Source organism: Aerococcus viridans, from assembly GCF_001543285.1.
In the GTDB taxonomy this organism is placed as follows: Bacteria; Bacillota; Bacilli; order Lactobacillales; family Aerococcaceae; genus Aerococcus; species Aerococcus viridans.
Window position 1 is genome coordinate 1,025,715 of the sequence record NZ_CP014164.1, and the last position, 19,749, is coordinate 1,045,463.

The 19,749-nt window shown below is 37.7% G+C and carries 21 protein-coding genes and 1 other RNA gene; 18 read left to right on the forward strand and 4 right to left on the reverse strand.

Annotated features, from left to right (window positions below; all coding sequences use genetic code 11):
- The first annotated feature begins 11 nt into the window (after window positions 1-11).
- The 4 genes from AWM76_RS04935 to AWM76_RS04950 are packed head-to-tail and all read left to right on the forward strand — an operon-like array spanning window position 12 to window position 3,423.
- On the forward strand, window positions 12-644 hold the full coding sequence (locus AWM76_RS04935) for a YkoF family thiamine/hydroxymethylpyrimidine-binding protein (RefSeq protein WP_003143652.1): 633 nt from the start codon (window positions 12-14) through the stop codon (window positions 642-644).
- On the forward strand, window positions 641-1,228 hold the full coding sequence (locus tag AWM76_RS04940) for an ECF transporter S component (RefSeq protein WP_003143653.1): 588 nt from the start codon (window positions 641-643) through the stop codon (window positions 1,226-1,228). Before AWM76_RS04935 ends, AWM76_RS04940 begins: the two co-directional genes overlap by 4 nt.
- Entirely contained in the window at window positions 1,212-2,708 is a 1,497-nt protein-coding gene (locus AWM76_RS04945) for an ABC transporter ATP-binding protein (RefSeq protein WP_003143654.1), read from the forward strand. Before AWM76_RS04940 ends, AWM76_RS04945 begins: the two co-directional genes overlap by 17 nt.
- Window positions 2,701-3,423, forward strand: a complete 723-nt coding sequence (locus tag AWM76_RS04950; protein WP_003143655.1) for an energy-coupling factor transporter transmembrane component T family protein — start codon at window positions 2,701-2,703, stop codon at window positions 3,421-3,423. Before AWM76_RS04945 ends, AWM76_RS04950 begins: the two co-directional genes overlap by 8 nt.
- 215 nt (window positions 3,424-3,638) lie before the next feature.
- Here AWM76_RS04950 and AWM76_RS04955 read toward each other — a convergent pair whose 3' ends face one another.
- Entirely contained in the window at window positions 3,639-4,319 is a 681-nt protein-coding gene (locus AWM76_RS04955; protein ID WP_001015311.1) for an IS6-like element IS1216 family transposase, read from the reverse strand.
- Window positions 4,320-4,609: 290 nt separating this feature from the next.
- Window positions 4,610-4,974: a transfer-messenger RNA gene (gene ssrA / locus AWM76_RS04960) on the reverse strand.
- Window positions 4,975-5,146: 172 nt separating this feature from the next.
- On the opposite strand from ssrA, the gene AWM76_RS04965 reads away from it, so the two are divergent.
- The 3 genes from AWM76_RS04965 (at window position 5,147) to AWM76_RS04975 (ending at window position 7,028) form a co-directional block, all read left to right on the forward strand.
- Complete coding sequence (locus AWM76_RS04965) at window positions 5,147-5,365, forward strand: CsbD family protein (protein WP_003143875.1); 219 nt, start codon at window positions 5,147-5,149, stop codon at window positions 5,363-5,365.
- A 483-nt stretch (window positions 5,366-5,848) separates the two neighbouring features.
- A complete protein-coding gene (locus AWM76_RS04970) occupies window positions 5,849-6,796 on the forward strand; it encodes a nucleoside hydrolase (protein WP_003143876.1) in 948 nt (315 codons plus the stop codon).
- 10 nt (window positions 6,797-6,806) lie between these two features.
- The gene (locus AWM76_RS04975) at window positions 6,807-7,028 is read left to right on the forward strand and encodes a DNA alkylation repair protein (RefSeq protein ID WP_060779351.1); all 222 of its coding nucleotides are present in this window, start codon (window positions 6,807-6,809) and stop codon (window positions 7,026-7,028) included.
- 151 nt (window positions 7,029-7,179) lie between these two features.
- Here the strand turns inward: AWM76_RS04975 and AWM76_RS10390 are convergent.
- Window positions 7,180-8,624 (reverse strand): IS3 family transposase gene (locus AWM76_RS10390; protein ID WP_420869278.1). Its coding sequence is split into 2 segments (ribosomal slippage): window positions 7,180-8,079 and window positions 8,082-8,624, totalling 1,443 coding nucleotides; the frame shifts between segments, so codons are not numbered across the junction.
- Window positions 8,625-8,682: 58 nt separating this feature from the next.
- Between AWM76_RS10390 and AWM76_RS10395 the strand changes: the two genes are divergently transcribed.
- Both AWM76_RS10395 and AWM76_RS04995 read left to right on the forward strand, forming a co-directional pair.
- Window positions 8,683-9,192: a DNA alkylation repair protein gene (locus AWM76_RS10395; protein ID WP_081453834.1), complete on the forward strand. Its 510-nt coding sequence runs from the start codon at window positions 8,683-8,685 to the stop codon at window positions 9,190-9,192.
- A gap of 97 nt (window positions 9,193-9,289) precedes the next feature.
- Window positions 9,290-9,634 carry a hypothetical protein gene (locus tag AWM76_RS04995; protein WP_003142778.1) on the forward strand — a complete coding sequence of 115 codons (345 nt, stop codon included), beginning with the start codon at window positions 9,290-9,292 and terminating at the stop codon, window positions 9,632-9,634.
- Between the two features lie 356 nt (window positions 9,635-9,990).
- Here AWM76_RS04995 and AWM76_RS05000 read toward each other — a convergent pair whose 3' ends face one another.
- On the reverse strand, window positions 9,991-11,316 hold the full coding sequence (locus tag AWM76_RS05000; RefSeq protein ID WP_060779308.1) for an ISL3 family transposase: 1,326 nt from the start codon (window positions 11,314-11,316) through the stop codon (window positions 9,991-9,993).
- 827 nt (window positions 11,317-12,143) lie between these two features.
- On the opposite strand from AWM76_RS05000, the gene AWM76_RS05005 reads away from it, so the two are divergent.
- The 9 genes from AWM76_RS05005 to accD all read left to right on the forward strand — a co-directional run bounded on the left by AWM76_RS05005 (window position 12,144) and on the right by accD (window position 19,749).
- The gene (locus AWM76_RS05005) at window positions 12,144-12,368 is read left to right on the forward strand and encodes an acyl carrier protein (protein ID WP_003142776.1); all 225 of its coding nucleotides are present in this window, start codon (window positions 12,144-12,146) and stop codon (window positions 12,366-12,368) included.
- 45 nt (window positions 12,369-12,413) lie between these two features.
- Window positions 12,414-13,370: an enoyl-[acyl-carrier-protein] reductase FabK gene (gene fabK, locus AWM76_RS05010; protein ID WP_003142774.1), complete on the forward strand. Its 957-nt coding sequence runs from the start codon at window positions 12,414-12,416 to the stop codon at window positions 13,368-13,370.
- A gap of 79 nt (window positions 13,371-13,449) precedes the next feature.
- Entirely contained in the window at window positions 13,450-14,382 is a 933-nt protein-coding gene (fabD, locus tag AWM76_RS05015) for an ACP S-malonyltransferase (protein ID WP_003142772.1), read from the forward strand.
- A gap of 3 nt (window positions 14,383-14,385) precedes the next feature.
- Window positions 14,386-15,132, forward strand: coding sequence for a 3-oxoacyl-[acyl-carrier-protein] reductase (gene fabG / locus AWM76_RS05020; protein WP_003142770.1), 747 nt, complete (start codon window positions 14,386-14,388; stop codon window positions 15,130-15,132).
- A gap of 12 nt (window positions 15,133-15,144) precedes the next feature.
- The gene (gene fabF, locus AWM76_RS05025) at window positions 15,145-16,386 is read left to right on the forward strand and encodes a beta-ketoacyl-ACP synthase II (protein ID WP_003142769.1); all 1,242 of its coding nucleotides are present in this window, start codon (window positions 15,145-15,147) and stop codon (window positions 16,384-16,386) included.
- A gap of 3 nt (window positions 16,387-16,389) precedes the next feature.
- The gene (gene accB / locus AWM76_RS05030; protein ID WP_003142768.1) at window positions 16,390-16,902 is read left to right on the forward strand and encodes an acetyl-CoA carboxylase biotin carboxyl carrier protein; all 513 of its coding nucleotides are present in this window, start codon (window positions 16,390-16,392) and stop codon (window positions 16,900-16,902) included.
- 23 nt (window positions 16,903-16,925) lie between these two features.
- A complete protein-coding gene (gene fabZ, locus AWM76_RS05035) occupies window positions 16,926-17,399 on the forward strand; it encodes a 3-hydroxyacyl-ACP dehydratase FabZ (RefSeq protein WP_003142766.1) in 474 nt (157 codons plus the stop codon).
- 52 nt (window positions 17,400-17,451) lie between these two features.
- Window positions 17,452-18,822: an acetyl-CoA carboxylase biotin carboxylase subunit gene (accC, locus tag AWM76_RS05040; protein ID WP_003142764.1), complete on the forward strand. Its 1,371-nt coding sequence runs from the start codon at window positions 17,452-17,454 to the stop codon at window positions 18,820-18,822.
- A 27-nt stretch (window positions 18,823-18,849) separates the two neighbouring features.
- Window positions 18,850-19,749, forward strand: coding sequence for an acetyl-CoA carboxylase, carboxyltransferase subunit beta (gene accD / locus AWM76_RS05045; RefSeq protein ID WP_003142763.1), 900 nt, complete (start codon window positions 18,850-18,852; stop codon window positions 19,747-19,749).

The window sequence follows — 19,749 nt, forward strand, 5'->3', positions numbered from 1 at the left end:
GAGTTTTTATTTTGTCAAAAAAAGAATATGTCTCGTATGGTAGTTGTGCAGTAGGCGTTCCTGGTTCAAAAGAAGGAATTGCCGGAATTAGATTCAACTTAGCACCAATGTCTGATGACTTTGTGGATATTATCCTATCTTCACTTGAAAATGTAGATACTTCAATGGTGTGGAGTGAAACTGATCCCACTTCAACGGTTTATCGTGGTAGAGAATCGGCTGTATTTGACAGCGTTCGAGCAGTATTTTCTCAAGCATATCATGATGATGTACATATGAGTATTCATATGACTATCTCGAAAGGTTGCCCAGGAGATCACGATGCAGACTACACGCTTGATTATGATGATAAGCGTATAAATAACCGCAACAGCCGCGAAATATCATTCCCCGTTGTTGGTAAGTTTTCGCTGTATCCAATGGGCTCTGATAACTATATGTCACTTATTGAAGAGGTTGTTAACAATGGGATTGACCGAGGTGTTTTTGCTGGAAGTGGACATTACACGACTTACTTACAAGGTGATGTACATGATGTCTTTGATTATTTAGAATATGTTGCAGAAAGGGCTGGCAAAGATGTTAGTCATTATATCATAGAAGCTTCTTTACTCTGTAACTTACCGGAAGGTGAATCATTATGAATAAAGAACCACTGAAATTAAGAGACTTTATTTTTATCGGATTAATCTCTGTCGCATTTGGAATTGTTTATTTAATTGCATTATATTTAGGAGCTGCTTTAACAACTGCCCTTACTCCAGTAGGTATTGGTATTTTAGGATATGAACCTTTTTATGGTATTTGGTTTATGGCACCTGTTGTTGCTCTTTATGTTCTTAGACGGCCAAGCGTTGGTATTATTACTGAAATATTTGCCGCTGTCATAGAAGTTGTTTTAGGAAATGTTTTTGGTCCAATTGTTATAGTAAGTGCCTTTATCCAAGGTTTAGGTGTTGAATTGCCTTATATGTTTACGAAGTATCGTCGCTATAACATGAGAAATTCAATGGTAGGTGCCGTTTTGGCTACAATTTTCAGTTTTATCTGGACTGCATTCAGAAACGATTATGCTTCACTTGAAATTTCTATTGTTATAGCTATCTTTGTTATTCGTTTAATAAGTTCACTTATTTTTACTGGATTTATTGCACATAAACTTTGTATTGCTTTAGACAACACTGGACTATTGAAATCTTATGGTGTCAGTCATGAAAAAGATAAATAATCACGGACTTGTTGTTGAACAATTAGAATTCTATCTAGAAAATAGCGTACAATTTTCAAATATGAGTTTTTCAATCAATCCTGGAGAAATTGTGCTCCTAGCGGGTGCAAGTGGATCAGGAAAAAGCACACTAGCAGGTGTTCTAACAGGATACTATCCTGAAAATGGCGGGACATTAAATTCCGGCACAATTTCTGTTTCGGGACAAGACATCTTATCTATGGACAATCAGGAATCTATGGAGTATATATCTGCATCATTTCAGAATGCCCGACTAGCATTTGCTATGGAAAATCTCTATCAAGAATTAATTTTTTGCTTAGAGAACAAAGGTTTTGATCCTTCATTAATGGATGAAATGGTTAAAGAACACGCAAAGAAAACAGGAGTTACCGAATTGCTTGAACGTTCTTTTGATGCCATGTCTGGCGGAGAATTACAGCGAGCAAACTTTTCATGTTTGGAAATCATTGATCCACTCGTCTATATATTAGATGAACCATTTTCTAACTTGGATGATCAAAAAGCAAACGAACTTCAAGAAACAATTTTAGAACTAAAAAAACAAAATAAAATCATTCTAGTCATCGATCACCGTCTTGATAGGTGGCAATTCGTTGACCGAATGATGGTATTAAGTCGAGTGGGGCAACTTCTAGACACAAATATCTCACTTGATCCACTTTCTACTAACGATCAATCCCTACTTGAACAAGAAGGGTTATTATTAGAACTAGAAAGACCTCTGCAACGAGCAGAAGTATCAAATAACTTGGAGCCTATTTTTCAAATCGAAAATATTACGATTAAACTAGGAGAATATAAAACAAAGTGGCTGAAAAAAATGTGGCATCCTTACCGCATTTTATTAAAAAACTGCAACATGAAGATTTACCCAGGAGAATTAATTGCATTACAAGGAAAAAGTGGATCCGGTAAATCAACTATTTTTCAGACGATTCTGGGGGAATATCCTTTTGACGGGACTATGCATATGAAAGATTTAAAGTTTGATTCTAAGAATAGGAAAGATTGGCTTTCTCAAATTGGAGTTGTTTTTCAAGATCCTTCTCTTCAATTTTTAACAACTTCATGTTTTGAAGAATTGAAGATTGGAGTGCAAGCTGTTTATCCTGAAAAGAATGAAGAAGAAACTACAAAATTAATCACTAATCTCTTGAAGCGACATAACTTAGAAGATCAAGCTTCTACTTCACCATGGCTTTTAAGTCAGGGTCAACAACGTCGATTAGCAGTACTTTGTATGTTAATTAAAGGACAGAGACTGCTACTAGTTGATGAACCAACCTACGGTCAAGATAAACAAAATGCACTCGAAATTATGAATAATTTAAATGAACTCAGGCAAAATGGAACATCCATCATCTTCACCAGTCACGATCAGGAATTAGTAAAGCACTATGCTGATCGTGGTTATTTACTAGAAAACCAAGAGTTAATTGAGGTGTCCTATGATTGATCGCATTAACCCATTTATAAAACTAGTAACTGTTTTAGTCACCAGTTTACTCTTAATGTTCTCACCAGACTGGCGCCTCAATACTTTTATAATTGTGATTGTTCTCTTACTTCTATTTACTAGTAAAAGAGTTAAATTGAGGAAAGCATTAAAAATCATTCTTCCAGCTCTTATCTTATCATGTGCTTTCTTCATTACTGGATGGCAGTTTAGTCATACTGGCGGTACTGACATTAGTCTATCTGCGCAATCAACACGTTTTGTTATGGAAGATGCTACATTTTTAAATGGGCTACAATTAGGGACACGTATCTTTTCTTTCGCAGTACTCGGTTTATTAACAGCATTGACTATCTATCCAAATGAGTTAATTGCTAGTATGGTTCAGCAAGGAAAGTTATCGAATAGTCTATCTTATGGTGTTTTGGCATCTGTTTATCTAATCCCTTCAATGAGGAAAAATTATTCACAAGCAAAACTAACTTATCAAGTTAGACAAATTAAATTGGGGAAATTTGATTATAGACCCATGATCGGACTCCTCATTCGGTCTATACGTTGGGCTGATGCATTGGCAATGGCAATGCATGCAAAAGGTTTTTCTGAAGAACGGACCCATTACATTCAAACTAAAGTGAAGTGGTATGATGTTGTTTTTCTCATTACGCTTCCCCTCATGACGTTAATCGGATTGGTATATCTCAGACTCCTCTAATTTAATTAAAAAATATTTTTACATTAGAAACGTATTTCGGTTGTACAATATTTGACGTTAGGGAATAAAAATGGTTCTATGTCAAACATACTAAGATTAGTAGTGTAATATACACGACGGTGGATTTACACTACTATTTTTTTATCGACGAATTTACAATTGGTTCTGTTGCAAAGTTTTAAATAAAGAATAAAATCCCTTACGGTATCTATGATTTAAGCTGGGATTCCCAATAATACCTTGATTTCAGTACAGACCGAAAACCCGAAGAGAGTGCCTTCTTTTCGGGTTTTCTTATATAATCCTCGAATGGCCTCCATGCCTTTAATCGTGGTAGAGGCAGTGCGTAAACTTCGATAGAATTTATTGCGTCTCTTTACTGGACGATGGTCTTGTTCAATCAAATTATTCAGGTATTTAATGGTACGATGTTCTGTCCCTTGATAAAAGCCGTATTCTTTTAGTTTCTTAAAGGCACTTGTAATAGAGGGGGCTTTATCTGTGACTACAACCTTCGGTTCATCAAACTGCTTCACTAACCGCTTAAGAAAAGCATAGGCTGCTTGTGTGTCCCGTTTTTTACGTAACCAAATATCCAAGGTTAAACCATCTGCATCGATGGCTCGATACAAATAATGCCATTTTCCTTTAATTTTGATGTACGTTTCATCCATTTTCCATGAATAAAAGGATTTTTTATTTTTCTTTTTCCAAATTTGATAGAGTAGTTTGCCATATTCTTGCACCCAACGATAAATCGTCGTATGAGAAACGTTAATGCCACGATCATATAAGATTTCTTGAACTTCACGATAGCTAAGGTTATAACGAAGATAGTAGCCCACGGCTACAATAATCACATCCTGCTGAAATTGCTTTCCTTTAAAATGATTCATCGTCATTCCTCCTGCTATCTTTTTCTATTATGCTACCTTATTTGATAGTAGATTTAAAACCTTGCAACAGAACCAAAATGAATAATGGAAAAGAGTATATAAAAAACCAGGCAATCTAATGATTACCTGGCAGATATTACTCATCAGTCCTATTTGACGAAGAGCCTATTAATAAATACTAAATAACGTATTCGCGATATTTGAAATTATTTACCAACACTATTTGTAAAAGAACCATTTTCCTAAGCGCTTTTTTTATACCTCAGCAGTATATTACCGCTCGAATAAAATTATGGAGGTGAGGGGATTTGAACCCCTGTCCAGACACTCCGATTATATAACTTTTACCACTATAGTTTATTCTCGAATTTGCGCACTAATGGTGAATAAACAAACCAATTAGATTGCTAGTCTGATTAATCTCTTTTCCTTGCTCCAGACGGAAGCTTAGAACGTAACCTACTATAATAGGACTCGGAACCAGCGCATAGGTGACGCCGGGCGAATCTTAGCTAGCTGTTATTAGGCAGCGAAAGCTAAAGTGTTTGTTTCTTGTTTGTCAGTTATATTTAAACTGGTAACGTTGTTGCGAAGACGTAACCTCCGAGCAGTAGTCATACATCGGGCCATGCCTGTCGAATCCAATAACACCCCCGTGAATGTTCCCCTAATAATATCACGATTTATACAAGAATGTCAAAAAATACGTGCTAGTTCAACCTGATTAGTGGTTTTTTGAATATTTTATTATTAATAAGTGCTTTGATTTGAGTGTAAACACTTATATGTTATAATGTTTATATATTTTAGAGAAAGAGGATGATATCATGTCAAACGAAAACAATGGTACTTTCGATAAAATTAAAGGGTCAGTGAATGAAGCAGTCGGTAAAGTTACTGGCGATACAGAGCAAGAAGGTAAAGGTAAAGCGCAACAAGCTCGCGGTGAAGTAGAAGAAAAAGTCAATGATGCGAAAAAATCTTTTGATGATGCCAAAGTTGATGTTAATGGTCGCATAGACGGTTTTACTAACAACGATAAATAGTAGATGAATAATAAATTTGAAAGATGTGGCTGAAAAGTTACATCTTTTTTCTATACTCATCTTTTCACCATTAAGCAAAATATATTACTAGAAAAATTGAGAATGGATACAAGTTGTAAATTACGGTTCGATACTAACTATATAGTAATCATTACATACAAGATAAATTGATTTCCTGGCGCTATACTTCTTCACAGTAGGATGGTAGTATACGGTATTATAAGAGGTTCTATTAGGTTTTTAGAATAAGTAATTGTCATTATACAGCATACACTTTAAAGAAAAAGTTAAGGAGCGAATGATGTCTAATCTGTGCGCTTATTTATATTAAATTTTCTTTGCTAGTGAATAAAAAATGGCCTATATATTTGAAATCGCTAAATTTGAAGCACCTATTTTGTATTGTTAAAATATGTTTTCTACCCTTCACCTGATAGGCTATAATTTGAGATAGAGAAGTGAAATATATTAGGAGGTTTACGGATGAGAAGAGTAATTATTGATTCAGATACTGCTGGGGACGATACAACGGCCATATTGATGGCTTTGAAGTATTTTAAGGTTGAAGGTGTGACAATTGTTGCTGGAAATGTAGCTTTTGACCAAGAGGTTGAGAATGCCTTGACCACTATTGAAACCTATAATCCTGGTTACAAGGTCCCTGTTTATAAGGGTTACCAAAGTCCAATGATTGCCCTACCTAACGCGAAACACGATACGGTTGAAGAAATTCAAGGTGGCAATGGTATGGGAGATGCTGTTTTTCCAAAACCTCAGCAAGAACCGGAAAATGACCATGCCGTAGACTTTATTATTGATACAATTAAAGCAAATCCTGGGGAAATTGAAATACTAGCTTTAGCGCCATTAACCAATATCGCGGTGGCTATTAAGAAGGCACCAGAGATTGCAGCGGATATCAAGCATATTTGGATTATGGGTGGGGTAAATAACCGCTTAGGGAATATGAATGTCTCGGCTGAATATAACTTCTATGTGGACCCTGAGGCGGCTAGAATCGTTTTAAATGCGTCAACAGCAAAAACCATGGTTACTTGGGATGCATCTTTAGACTTTGGCGTTATGTACGAGGAAGATATCGAAGAAATTCAAGCCTTGAACACTAAGGGGTCGAAATTCTTCTTAGATATCAATTCGTTTGTCCGCGAATTTGAATTGGCAAAACGAGGAATCGACGGGATTACTTGCACAGACTCATTATTGGTTGCAGTTGCTGCGGTACCAGAATTGATGCTTCAAGCGACTGAATATTACGTGGATGTTGAAACACAAGGTCAATTTGCCCGTGGCTACAACATTGTTGACTGGGAAGAAGAATTCAAGCGTGAACCGAATTGCCGAGTTGCAGAGCGGATTTCTAGCCAAGGATTTAAAGACCAATTGGTGAGCTTGTTAGCGGAAATTCAATAGGGAGAATTCGATGGTGAATTGGCAGTACTTAATTGAAGAAATGTATGATCATGCAAGCGATGATGCTGAACCGATGGCCAAGTACCAACGTAACCAGTTTCCATTTCTTGGTATCAAAAGCCAAATGCGCCGGGATATTTTTAAACCCTACCTAAAGGAAGCGAAAGCAGAAGCAAAGTTGCGCTTCATGGAAAATCCTAATCAAGCAATTATAGTGGACCCAAAAAGTTAGACTAAATTTTATGAGAGTTGACCGATTGGTCAGCTCTTTTTAATACATGCAATTTGGCTTAATTCCTGTTGTCGACAATACTTCTCATAAATTTCAATCTGTCAAGAGTAGTAGCGGAGCGACTCTTGATAGATTGAAACTTTATGTGAAACTATGAAAAGACAATGGAATTAGTATATTGGCTGCGATACTGGACGGGGCTTAGCCATCCTAGTTTCTCTTTAATTCGTTCTTTATTATAATAGTTAATATAGTTGGTAATTGATTCAGCCAATTCTTCAAAACTATGATAAGTTTGACCATAATACATTTCTTGTTTGAGTATACTAAAGAAATTTTCCATTGGTGAATTGTCATAACAATTCCCTTTTCTAGACATACTTTGGAAGATATCATTATCTTTTAAAGTTTTTGAATACCGTTTCATTTGATAAGCCCAGCCTTGGTCTGAATGAAAAGTTCTTCTGAATATGCAATCATTTGTACGTTCTATAGCTACCTTCAAAGCTTCCATCATACTTTCACCGTTAGGCCGTTTTGTTATTTGAAAACTGATGATTTCGCTATTGAATAAATCCATATAAGGATCTAAATAAAGTCTGCCTGTCTGAGTATTGCCTAACTGGTCCGTATAATAGTATTTGAATTCAGTTGTATCAGTCGTAATTTTTTGATGTGGAACTGATGTGTTAAAACGTCGTTTTAAACGATTTGATGCTACTTTCCCTACAGTTCCCTTATAAGACTTATACTTTCTGCTTTTGTGTGAGAAGGCAGTTACAAGAATGCCTAATTCACGCATTAAGCGTAATACTTTCTTCCGATTTATATGATAACCTAATTTTTTTAACTCGGGAGTCAGTCTTTTATACCCATAATCCTTATTTTTCTCTCTTAGTTCTAGTAAAGCATCTTTGTAAACTTTATCCTTGTCTGGTCGTTTAGATTGCTTCCTAATATAGTGATAAGTTGCCTTTGGAAAGCCAGTTACTCTCAAAATATCAACTAATTTGAATTTATTAATAGTATGGAGATTGTAGATTGCTTGAGCTATTTGTTTCTTTGTTGCTGTTTCTCTGCTTCCTGCAATCTCCCTAATTCCTTTAAAAATTCATTCTCGATTCTCAAATCACGATTTTCATTTTCAAGTTGTCTCAGACGCTCAACGTCTACATCTTCTCTAGTTATATTCTTTGGATCCTGAAATACTTTCTTATCAGCTTTCTTCCGTTTACCCATTTTCGGTGGCCTACCTCTCTGTTCTGATAAGCCATCGACACCTTTCTTGAGGATAGTAGTGCGCCAATTACAAATTAGACTAGGGTTATTCATCCCTAATGAATTGGCTACTTCTCGATAACTCATCTCTGTTGTTTCATATAATTTTACAGCACTAAGCTTAAAATCAACAGAGTAATGAGTTTGATTCTTACTACGTTTCAGTCCTTCGATTCCAAATTGTTGATAGCTATTAACCCATCTTCTTACAATAGAATCTTGTATATTATATTTCTTTGCTACCGCTAGGTAGCCACCATAGTTCCCCAGATAATGTTTTACAATTTCCAATTTAAATTCTAGTGAATATTTTGCCATAAAAATAAACCCCCAAAAGTTAGATTTTTGGTCTAACTTTTGGGGGCCTCTACAAATCATTGACTGGGCTTTTGTTGACGAATTTTGGTTATTTTCCGAAAGAGAATTTCAATATATAGTTTGTGATTATTTGAAAGAAATGAAGAAATATCTGCAGGTGGATGATTTACCTAGATTAAAAACATTGATTGTACAAAAATCGTGGTGGGATTCGGTGGATGCCTTGGTTAAAACAATCGGTTATTTAGTCCATAAAAATCCTGGTTTGAAGTCGGAAATGGTGGCGTGGAGCTTATCTGACAATATCTGGTTAAAGCGAACTTCAATGATCCATCAACTGGGGATGAAGGGGCAAACAGATACTATTTTATTGGCTGAAACTTGTGAAAATTGCTTGCATACAGATGAATTTTTTATTAATAAGGGAATGGGTTGGATCTTGCGTGATTATGCGAAAACCAACCAAACTTGGGTGGAAAATTTCTTAAAAAACCATGAGAGTGACTTATCTAACTTAACCTGGCGCGAGGCCACAAAATACTTTTACTTAGAAAAAAACCAGATATAATGCCGTTTTTCAACGGGTAAGCCTTTAAATTATTATTAAAATACAAAATATGGTACAATGGTGATTAGAAGGCGCATGGTTAACTAGGAGGCTATATATGAGTATTAAAGTCACAGATGAAATGCAAGAACTAGTTGGAACTGAATTACGTCGTGGTACAAGTAAGTCGAGAATTGCATCATTACTGGATTTACCCTACGATGAGGCAGTAGAAGTTATTAATACTGTAAAAGAGTCTGTACGACCAGATATAGGAGATGAAATACGCTTCACCTTCCGTGAACGCAACATGGTAGGGAGAATTGAAAAATTATTAACAAACTCAGCAGTTGTTAAAATTTATTGGGATTATTCTGATGAAGAGATGCGAGAAATTTGCGAATCAAAAACAATTGTCAATTTTAAAGACATCGATGAGTATGTTAAAGTGCCTTCTAGCTAATATATACACGTATGAATAGTAAGAAAGAGAGCCGGGATGAAAATCTCGGCTTTTTCTTTTGGCTCTTCGACATTTAATGTGGATAGCTTAATTTAAGCAAGAAACTTAAATTCATTTTATATGGATTTGAGTTTCTTTTTTATTTTATTTTAAATGAGATTTGATAAAAGAAGAACTATCTTTTTTGTCCTTTGAACTGCTGTGTACGTTCCTTAAGAGCCGTGACACCGGCGAGAGCCAAGGTCTCTCTGCCTTGATATCGAGCCAAGGTCTCGATATCATGCTTTTTCACGGCTAAGGACGTACACTTGCAGTTTTTTTCTTTGAACATAGCGAGCGGGATGTATCATGTTTATTTAATTAAGGGAAGCGGGCTTGCCCGGTTTTAAAATGAAACTAATCATCACCCTATTTCTGAAATTGAAAAAATTTCGATATCCATAGGATACACGTTTTATGACTTTGATACGATTATTTTTTCCTTCTAGACTAGCGTTTGATCTAGTCTTGTAATGGAAGGTGTTTGCGATAAACGCTATATTCTTCAATAATGTGTTCAGTGAGGTTTGCATATATTTACTGATATTTTGGTGACGTTCTGCAGTAATAGTCTCATGAAACATTTCGATATTATTTTCTTTAGAAGCCTCTAGTAAAGCTTGATATACCCAGTAATTTTCCGTTAAATCCTCATCTAAAGAAAGTAGATGATCAAGAATATCCATATCACAAACCATTTTCCCTTTAAATAAACGTTGTTTTCTATAATTTATAAAATCAACTTCGTTGAAATCCTTTAGGATAAGCTTCCAAAAACTTTTCAGCTTGCGATACTCTTTTTTATCTTCACCATTATTTCTATTTATATTGAAAGTATTCATTACTTGAACTCTCGTTTTGTTTAAAGAACGTGAAATCAATTGAATGATATGAAAACGATCAATAATTACTTTGGCGTTTGGAAACATTTCTCTAACCAAAGTCATATAAGGCGCATTCATATCAACAACAATGGTTTCAACAGCAGAGCGCTCTTTTAAACTAAATTGGCGGAAGTATTCTCTTAATTTGTATAGTTGTCGAGTGGGCAGTATACCAAGAACTTCATGAGTCTCCTCATTACTAAAAATAAAACTCATTTGATTGTCAGCTTGTTTTGTAGATTTGATCTCATCGAAGCACATGTGTTTCGCTAGTTTTGTGCGATTGCGACGAAAATAGTCATCCATAAAGCGATTAATAATTCGTCTACTAGTATTATCTGAGATACAGTGCCTACGAGCGAGATCCTTGTTTGAAATCGTATCTGCAGCCTCAACTAAAACAGATTGCTTCACTTGTTTAGCGATATGACAATTACGTGCAACCTCACTGGTATGAGCAATGAAGCGCTCATCGCATTCATGACACCAGAAGCGTTGCTTCTTAAGCTCTAGATAGGTTGGTGTATTGGATTGGCGTAACCACGTGATCCTGGACGTCATAAACCCATCTTTAACGATAGAATGGTCATTTACACAACCACATTTAGGGCAAGCCTTGGGCTTGTAGGTTAACGTGCCAGTAAAAACTTTTACATTTATTCCTTTAATATTACGCTCTTGAATCCAATTTTCTTCGTTAAATGTGATGTTAGTATCCTTAATGTTTAGTAAAAGTCTGATATTATCGTTCTGAGACATATGAATTTCCTTTCTAATTTTGGTTTAGACGCTTAAATTTTAGCATAGGAAATATTCATATGTCTTTTTGTGTTTTTATACAAAATAGGTTTGAATGATTTCTCATCCACACCAAAAGTCGGAGACCCTTTCTTTTTGACAACTGACCCTCACTAAAGTTATAAGTTTAAGTTGTTGTGATCATCATTACGGTGCAGCCGGTGATGTATTTTGTCTTTGAGGCACTAGCTAGTTTGTTTGTCATCTAAATAAGGCCAGTTGATTGCCTTGTAAGCAACCAGTAATATACTAAAGAATATTGAAATAACAGCAGAAATTATAAAGGCTCTAAGATAAACTTTTTCTTGTCTTAGGCCTTTTTTACGTATTTAGCACTTTATTAGAAAACTTTTTTAGTCTATTAATTGTCAATACCTTCTTTTTTTCCTGTCGTTTAAAGATGGCAATATTTTTAAAAGCTGATGATAAGAAGGACATCCTGTTTATTGTCAGGTTCAAGTATCCATTCTAATTCCATCAAATCACTAGATCAAATAGTCTGAATACAATTTTTGTTTTACAAAAAAACAAGTTTTTACGCACCTGCTATAAACTTAAAGGCATTAACGCTCATTTTATAGCGCTTACAAATAATTTGTTTTTTAAAAATGATAAAACTAGTTTTGGTAACTAGTTGACAAAGTTATATGCATAATCTAATATCTTGTTATTGACTTTATTACATGTCAAACAAAATTAATCTTTATCGTATTTATAAATCGATATCCTTTTTATAGGGATAGGCGACCTAATATATGATTACGCAAATTATGGAGGAATATAAAATAATGACAACTTTTGAAAAAATCCAAGAATTAATCACTGAACAATTAGACTTAGAGGCTGGCGAAGTGAAAGCAACTACAAATATTCGTGAAGATATTGACGCTGACTCTTTAGACTTATTCCAAATCATTAATGACATCGAAGACGAATTCGATATCGAAATTGAAGATGAAGAAAAAATTAACACTGTTCAAGATTTAGTTGACTACGTAGAAGCAAACAAATAATTTCTGCCTACAAACTAGTCGATTAAGAGAGGAAGTAATCCTTTAGTGAAAACAGATTTTTGGGAACGCATAGGTGTTGAATACCCAATTATCCAAGGTGCTATGGCTTGGGTTGCCGATGCGGATTTAGCATCAGCAGTTTCCAATGCTGGGGGACTTGGTGTAATTGGTACTGGACATGACCGTGTAGACGTAGTACAAGCCAAAGTTGAAAAGATGCAACAATTAACAGATAAACCATTCGCTGTAAATGTCATGTTGTTAAATGAACATGTCGAGGAAGTGGTGGATTACATCTGTCAATCTGGTGTGAAGTCAATTACAACTGGTGCTGGATCCCCAGGTAAATATATGGATAGATTCAACGCAGCTGGTATTTCAGTCATTCCAGTGGTCGCTTCTGTCGGACTTGCAAAACGGATGGAACGTGAAGGCGTGCATGCGGTGATTGTTGAGGGGATGGAATCAGGTGGTCACGTGGGGCGACAAACTACCATGGCTTTATTACCACAAGTAACAAAAGCTTTGGATATCCCAGTCATTGCGGCTGGTGGGATTGGTGACGGCAGGGGAATGGCAGCTGCACTTATGTTAGGTGCGGTTGGTATTCAAGTAGGGACACGTTTTGTTGTTGCAGATGAATCAAATGCTCATGATAACTTTAAAAAGCGTATCATTAAGGCAAAAGATATCGACACTGTATTAACTGGCGAATCTACTGGACATCCAGTCCGTGTATTACGGAACAAATTGACCAAAGAATATCTTAAAGTAGAAAAAGAAGAAGCAAGTAAGGCTAATCCTGATTGGGACAGACTTGAAGCGCTTGGATCAGGTGCTTTACGTCGAGCTGTTGTTGAAGGGGATTTAGACACGGGTTCATTTATGGCCGGCCAAATTGCCGGATTAGTGGATAAACGTGAATCAGTTTCAGAAATTATTCAATCATATATGACGGAATGTAAACAAACAATTGCTGCTCGAGCAAGTGAATGGCTTTAAAGCTGAGAATTAAATTGACATATGTGAGCAGTGGGATGGTTTGTGCATTTCACTGCTTTTCTATTAAGAGGAGACGAACATGGCAATAGCTTTTTTATACGCTGGTCAAGGCGCACAGTATACAGGGATGGGGCAAGACTTACTCAACCATCATCCTGAGATTGCATCTTACTTTGACAAAGCCTCAGAAGTTTTAGGCTATTCAATGGAAGACCTATGCTTTCAAGAGGATACACAATTAAATCAAACAGAATACACACAACCCGCTATTTTAACCGTATCAACAGCCTTTACATCCCTTTTAAACGAGGCAGGCATTACAGCCGACTATCTAGCTGGACTGAGCTTAGGCGAGTACACTGCCCTTGTTGAAGCGGGCGTATTGTCCTTTGAAGATGCGGTTGATTTGGTGAGCCATCGTGGCCGTTTCATGCAAGCAGCTGCGCCTGCAGGTGCCGGCAAAATGGTCGCCGTGATGAAAGCTGAACGTGCGTTGATAGAGGATATCTGCCAGCAAGTGCGCGAAGCTTCTGGTCAATACGTTGCACCAGCTAACTATAATACACCAAAACAAATCGTAATCGGTGGTGACGCTTCGGCAGTAGATACTGCAGTCGCTAAGTTAACTCAAGCAGGCGTGAAGAAAATGGTGGAATTAAATGTTTCTGGTCCTTTCCATACGGCCTTATTATCACAAGCAAGTGACCAATTAGCTGATTATTTAGACAAATTTGATTTTAAGCCACAAAGAGTACCGGTTATTTCAAATACAACAGCTACAGCGCACCAGGATGGACAAGTAAAAGACTTGTTAATCCAACAAGTGATGAAGCCAGTTAAATGGTCAGATTCAATTGAATACTTAATTCAACAAGGGGTAGATACGGTCATTGAAATTGGCCCTGGTAAAACCTTGTCTTCATTTATGAAACAAATCAATAAAGAGATTAAGATTTACCGAGTTGAAGACGAAGACACCCTGCAGGCAACTATCGCAGGATTGAAAGGATAAGCTATGACTGAGAATACACAAGAATTAAAGAAAACAGCCCTTGTCACAGGCGGTAGCCGTGGTATTGGTGCAAGCATCGCTCATAAGTTTGCAGACCAAGGATACAATATTGTCATTGTTTCCCGCTCTGGTTCTACTGAAAGCCATATCCAGGCTTTAGAAAGCAAAAATGTTGTTGTGAAGGATTTCAAGGGTGACGTAACGGATACCAATTTTGCCAAAGAAATCATGACTTTCATCAAAGCAAATTTCCAAACCATCGATGTATTAGTGAATAATGCTGGTATTACCCGCGACACGCTACTAATGCGTATGAAAGAAGCAGATTTCGATGCAGTGATCGATATTAACTTAAAAGGGACTTTCAATTTCATTCAAGCAGCTAGCAAACTAATGATGAAGCAACGTCAAGGTGCCATCATCAATATCGCATCAGTGATTGGTCAAATGGGTAACGTTGGTCAAGCTAACTATGCCGCTTCTAAAGCCGGGATTCTTGGTTTAACGAAGGCTGCAGCACGTGAATTAAGTATGCGTGGTGTCACAGTTAATGCCGTTGCACCAGGTTACGTTGAAACAGAAATGACAGATGAAATTCCAGAAAAAGCCAAAAGGGCTATGCTGGAAAATATTCCTTTACAGAAACTTGGACAACCATCGGACATCGCTGAAGCCGTGTACTTCTTAGCTAACCAAAGCTATATCACAGGCACAACGCTTGATGTCAACGGTGGCTTGTATATGAATTAGGAGGCAATAAATATGACAAACAGAGTAGTCGTAACAGGTATGGGTGCTATTACACCTATCGGAAATGACGCAAAAACATTTTGGACCAATTTAAAAGCCGGAGAGCATGGTTTTGGACCAATCACAAAATTTGATGCCAAAGACTTAAACGCGAAATTAGTGGCTGAAGTAAAAGACTTCAATCCAAAAGATTTCATGGACCGTAAAGAAGCGAAACGTATGGATTTATACAGTCAATACGCTGTAGCTGCAGCCGTCGAGGCTGTTGCGGACGCAAATCTAGACATTGAAAATGCTGACGTTGACCGTATCGGGGTTTACTTAGGTACTGGTATCGGTGGTATTCAAGAAATCGAAAAAGGTGTGTTAAAAATGCAAGATAAAGGAATCAAACGAGTGAATCCTTTATTCGTACCTGTTTCTATTTCAAACATGGGTGCTGCCAGTATCTCTATGCACTTTGGCTTAAAAGGGCCAGCTTTAACTATGGTTACAGCTTGTGCTTCTGCTAACAATGCCATTGGTGAAGCTTTCCGTTATATTAAACATGGTTATGCAGATGTCATGATTGCTGGTGGTGCTGAAGGTGCGATTAACGAAATCGGTTTAGGAGGTTTCGACAACCTAACAGCGACAAGTGATTCAACTGATCCAGACCGCGCCTCAATCCCCTTCGATAAGGACCGAAATGGTTTTGTGATGGGTGAGGGTGCTGGAATCTTGGTATTAGAGTCCTTAGAATCAGCGCAAGCTCGTGGCGCAAACATCTATGCTGAAATCGGTGGTTACGGTTCTACTTCAGATGCTTACCACTTAACTGCGCCATCTGAAGATGGTTCTGGTGCAGCGAAAGCGATGTTAAACGCTTTAGAAGAAGGTAACATCGCTAAAGAAGAAGTTTCTTACATAAATGCTCACGGTACAAGTACCCCAGCAAATGATTCTTCTGAAACAGTTGCGATTAAACGAGCATTTGGTGAAGAATTGACTTATAAAATTCCAGTTTCTTCTACAAAATCATCAGTTGGTCACTTATTAGGTGCTGCTGGTGCTGTTGAAGCCATTGCAAGTATCATGGCTATCCAAGATTCATTTATTCCAGCTACATTAGGCTACAAGAATCCAGATCCATTATGTGATTTAGATATCGTACCGAATGTTGGACGCGAACAAGAAGTAAACGTTGTTGTCAGCAACACTTTAGGTTTTGGTGGACACAACACAGTTATTGCCTTTAAAAAGGTTGGTGAATAAGGCTTGAAACACGAAGAAATTAAAGATTTAATCAGCCAGATTGATTCGTCTACGATTCAAGAGTTTTCATTCCAAACACAAGCAGATTCTTTATATATTTCAAAAATTAAAGAACGCCAAACACAAACTGAACACACTGCAAGCACAAGCGCGAATCAACAAGCTACCACAAACGCAGAAGCTACACCTCCTGCAGTAGCCCAAGAGACGAAGAGTAAAGAAACTATAGCGCCTGCCACAGAAGCAGCAGCAACACCTAGTGCACCTACTATGTCAGCTGGCAAAACGATTGACAGTCCTTTAGTTGGTATTGTTTATCTAGCTAAGAACCCTGATCAACCTGCCTTCAAGAAAGTAGGCGACCGCGTTGAAACTGGTGAAACTGTTTGCATCGTTGAAGCGATGAAAGTGATGAACGAAATTCCAGCTGATATTTCTGGAACGGTCGTGAACGTCTTAGTTGAAGACGGCCAAGTTGTTGAATTCGGCCAACCATTATTTGAAGTTAGCGAATAATTATACTTAAGGAGTATTAAAAAATGACTGAATATGCAGAACGTAAAGAACCTGTTCTAACAGCTATGCAGGTACAAGAAATCATCCCTAACCGTTTTCCAATCTCATTTGTGGACCGAGTGGATGAAATTATCCCAGGTGAAAAAGTTGTTGCCCGTAAAAACGTGACGATCAACGAAGAATTCTTTGTTGGTCACTTCCCAGGAAACCCTGTAATGCCTGGTGTTTTACAAGTAGAAACAATGGCACAAGTGGGCTCAATTCCATTATTATCTCAACCAGACTTTAAAAATAAAATCGCTTATTTAGCTGGATTAAACAACGTGAAATTCCGTAAAAACGTTGTACCTGGTGACGTACTTGAAATCACAGTTGAAATTGTGAAATTGAAGAAACGTATGGGTATCGGTAAAGGAACTATCCGTAATGAATACGGCGAGGTTTGTTCAGAAGCAGAAATGACCTTTATCATTTCTAACGTAGATAAAGTCGACTAGTTTGCTGGTCCAACCTGAAATAGGGCGAACGGCATAGAATAAGAGGTATTTGATGATTAATAAAGTATTAATAGCGAATAGGGGCGAAATTGCCGTCCGCATTATTCGTACATGTATTGAATTGGGAATCGAAACAGTGGCTGTGTATTCAACCGCTGATAAGGATGCCCTACATGTGAAATTGGCTGACGAAGCAGTCTGCATCGGAGGGCCAAAATCAGTCGATTCTTATTTGAATATGCAAGCCATTCTTTCGGCAGCTGTGGTCACGAACGTGCAAGCTATCCACCCGGGTTTTGGTTTCCTAGCAGAAAACAGCAAATTTGCCAAATTATGCGCAGAAATGAATATTGAGTTTATAGGGCCAAGCCCAGAAGTGATTGACTTGATGGGGGACAAGCAAAATGCTAGAGATACCATGAATGCAGCCAAAGTACAGACCGTTCCTGGTTCTGATGGTATCTTGGAAAGTCCTGGAGCTGGAATTGAGATTGCCAAAAAAGTTGGCTATCCAGTCTTATTGAAAGCAACTTCTGGTGGTGGTGGTAAAGGGATGCGGATGGTACATGAAGAAAGCCATTTCGCAGATGCATACTATGAAGCATCACGTGAAGCAAAAAATGCTTTTGGTGATGACCGTTTATACATGGAGAAAGTTATTTTCCCAGCCCACCATATCGAGGTTCAAATCTTAGGGGATAAATTCGGCAACGTCATCCATTTAGGTGAACGTGAGTGTTCAATGCAACGGAACCATCAAAAGGTGATTGAAGAGACGCCAAGTCCCTTTATTACTGAAAAGACGCGGACACAAGTGACTCAAGCAGCGGTTCGAGCGGCTGAGCAGTTAAATTATGAATCTGCTGGTACCATTGAGTTTTTAGTGGATGCAGATCAAAATTATTATTTCATGGAAATGAATACGCGTATTCAAGTTGAACATCCAATTACGGAAATGGTTACGGGTGTTGATATTGTAGCTCAACAGCTACGGATTGCTTCTGGCTTACCTTTAGCCTATGAACAAAAAGACATTACCTTTACTGGTCATGCCTTGGAGTGCCGGATCAATGCAGAAATGCCAGAGAAAAACTTTATGCCATCTTCAGGTACGTTTGACTTTGCGCATTTTCCAGCGGGTGGTTTAGGTATTCGTGTGGATTCTGGTATTTATGCTGGCTACAAGTTGCCACCTTACTATGATTCTATGGTAGCGAAACTGATTACGCATGGTGATAATCGTCCAAAAGCCATCAACCGTATGCTACGTGCGGTTTCAGAAATGACTATTAAGGGTGTGGCGATAAACCAACAATTCCAATACGACCTACTATTTGATGAGGCCTTTGTAAAAGGTAACTATACCAATGATTACCTGGAAGCTAAATTCTTACCTGAATGGGCGAAGAGTCATCAAGCATAAATTAGCACGAAAGAAAGTAGATGAATTATGGCATTAAAACGCAGAAAAGCATATATTCCTATGCCAGAGGAAGATCAAGCAAAATTGAGCTTTCCTACAGATCCAAATAACCAAGCCTTCGTGCCAGATGGCATGTGGCAAAAGTGTCCGCAATGTCACCAAACGATTCTAACCGACGACTTGGGTGCTGAAAAAATCTGTCCGCATTGCCAATACCACTTTAGAATTTCATCTAGTGAGCGGTTAGCAAACGTGGTGGACAAAGGGACTTTTGTTGAAATGTCCCAACTAAAGGATAACCGCAATGAAGATCCTCTTTCTTTTCCAAAGTATCTGGAAAAGAAAGAAAAAGCGCGCGCTACAACTGGTTTAGACGAAGCTGTCGTAACTGGGGTGGGTGAAATCTTCGGCTACCGAACTGCTATTGGTGTGATGGACTCATTTTTCATGATGGGGTCTATGGGGACTGGTTTAGGTGAAAAAATTAAAAACTTGTTCAACTATGCAACTGAACACCAGTTACCAGTCGTCCTATTTACCGCTTCTGGTGGTGCCCGGATGCAAGAAGGCACACTGTCTTTAATGCAAATGGCTAAGATTTCCATTGCTGTTCAAAATCATTCTAAAGCTGGTTTATTATATATTCCCGTCTTAACTGACCCAACGACTGGTGGTGTAACGGCATCATTTGCTATGGAAGGGGATATTACCATTGCTGAACCAGGGGCCTTAATCGGTTTCGCTGGTAAACGGGTAATTGAACAGACGATTAGACAACAATTGCCTGAAGGTTTCCAAACGGCAGAACACCAACTGCAACACGGTTTTATCGATATGATTGTTGAACGTTGGCGCCAAAAAATCGTAATTGCTGAGCTATTACAAATGCACGGTGTCGCTAAAGGAGGTGCTCGATTTGAGCGTTAG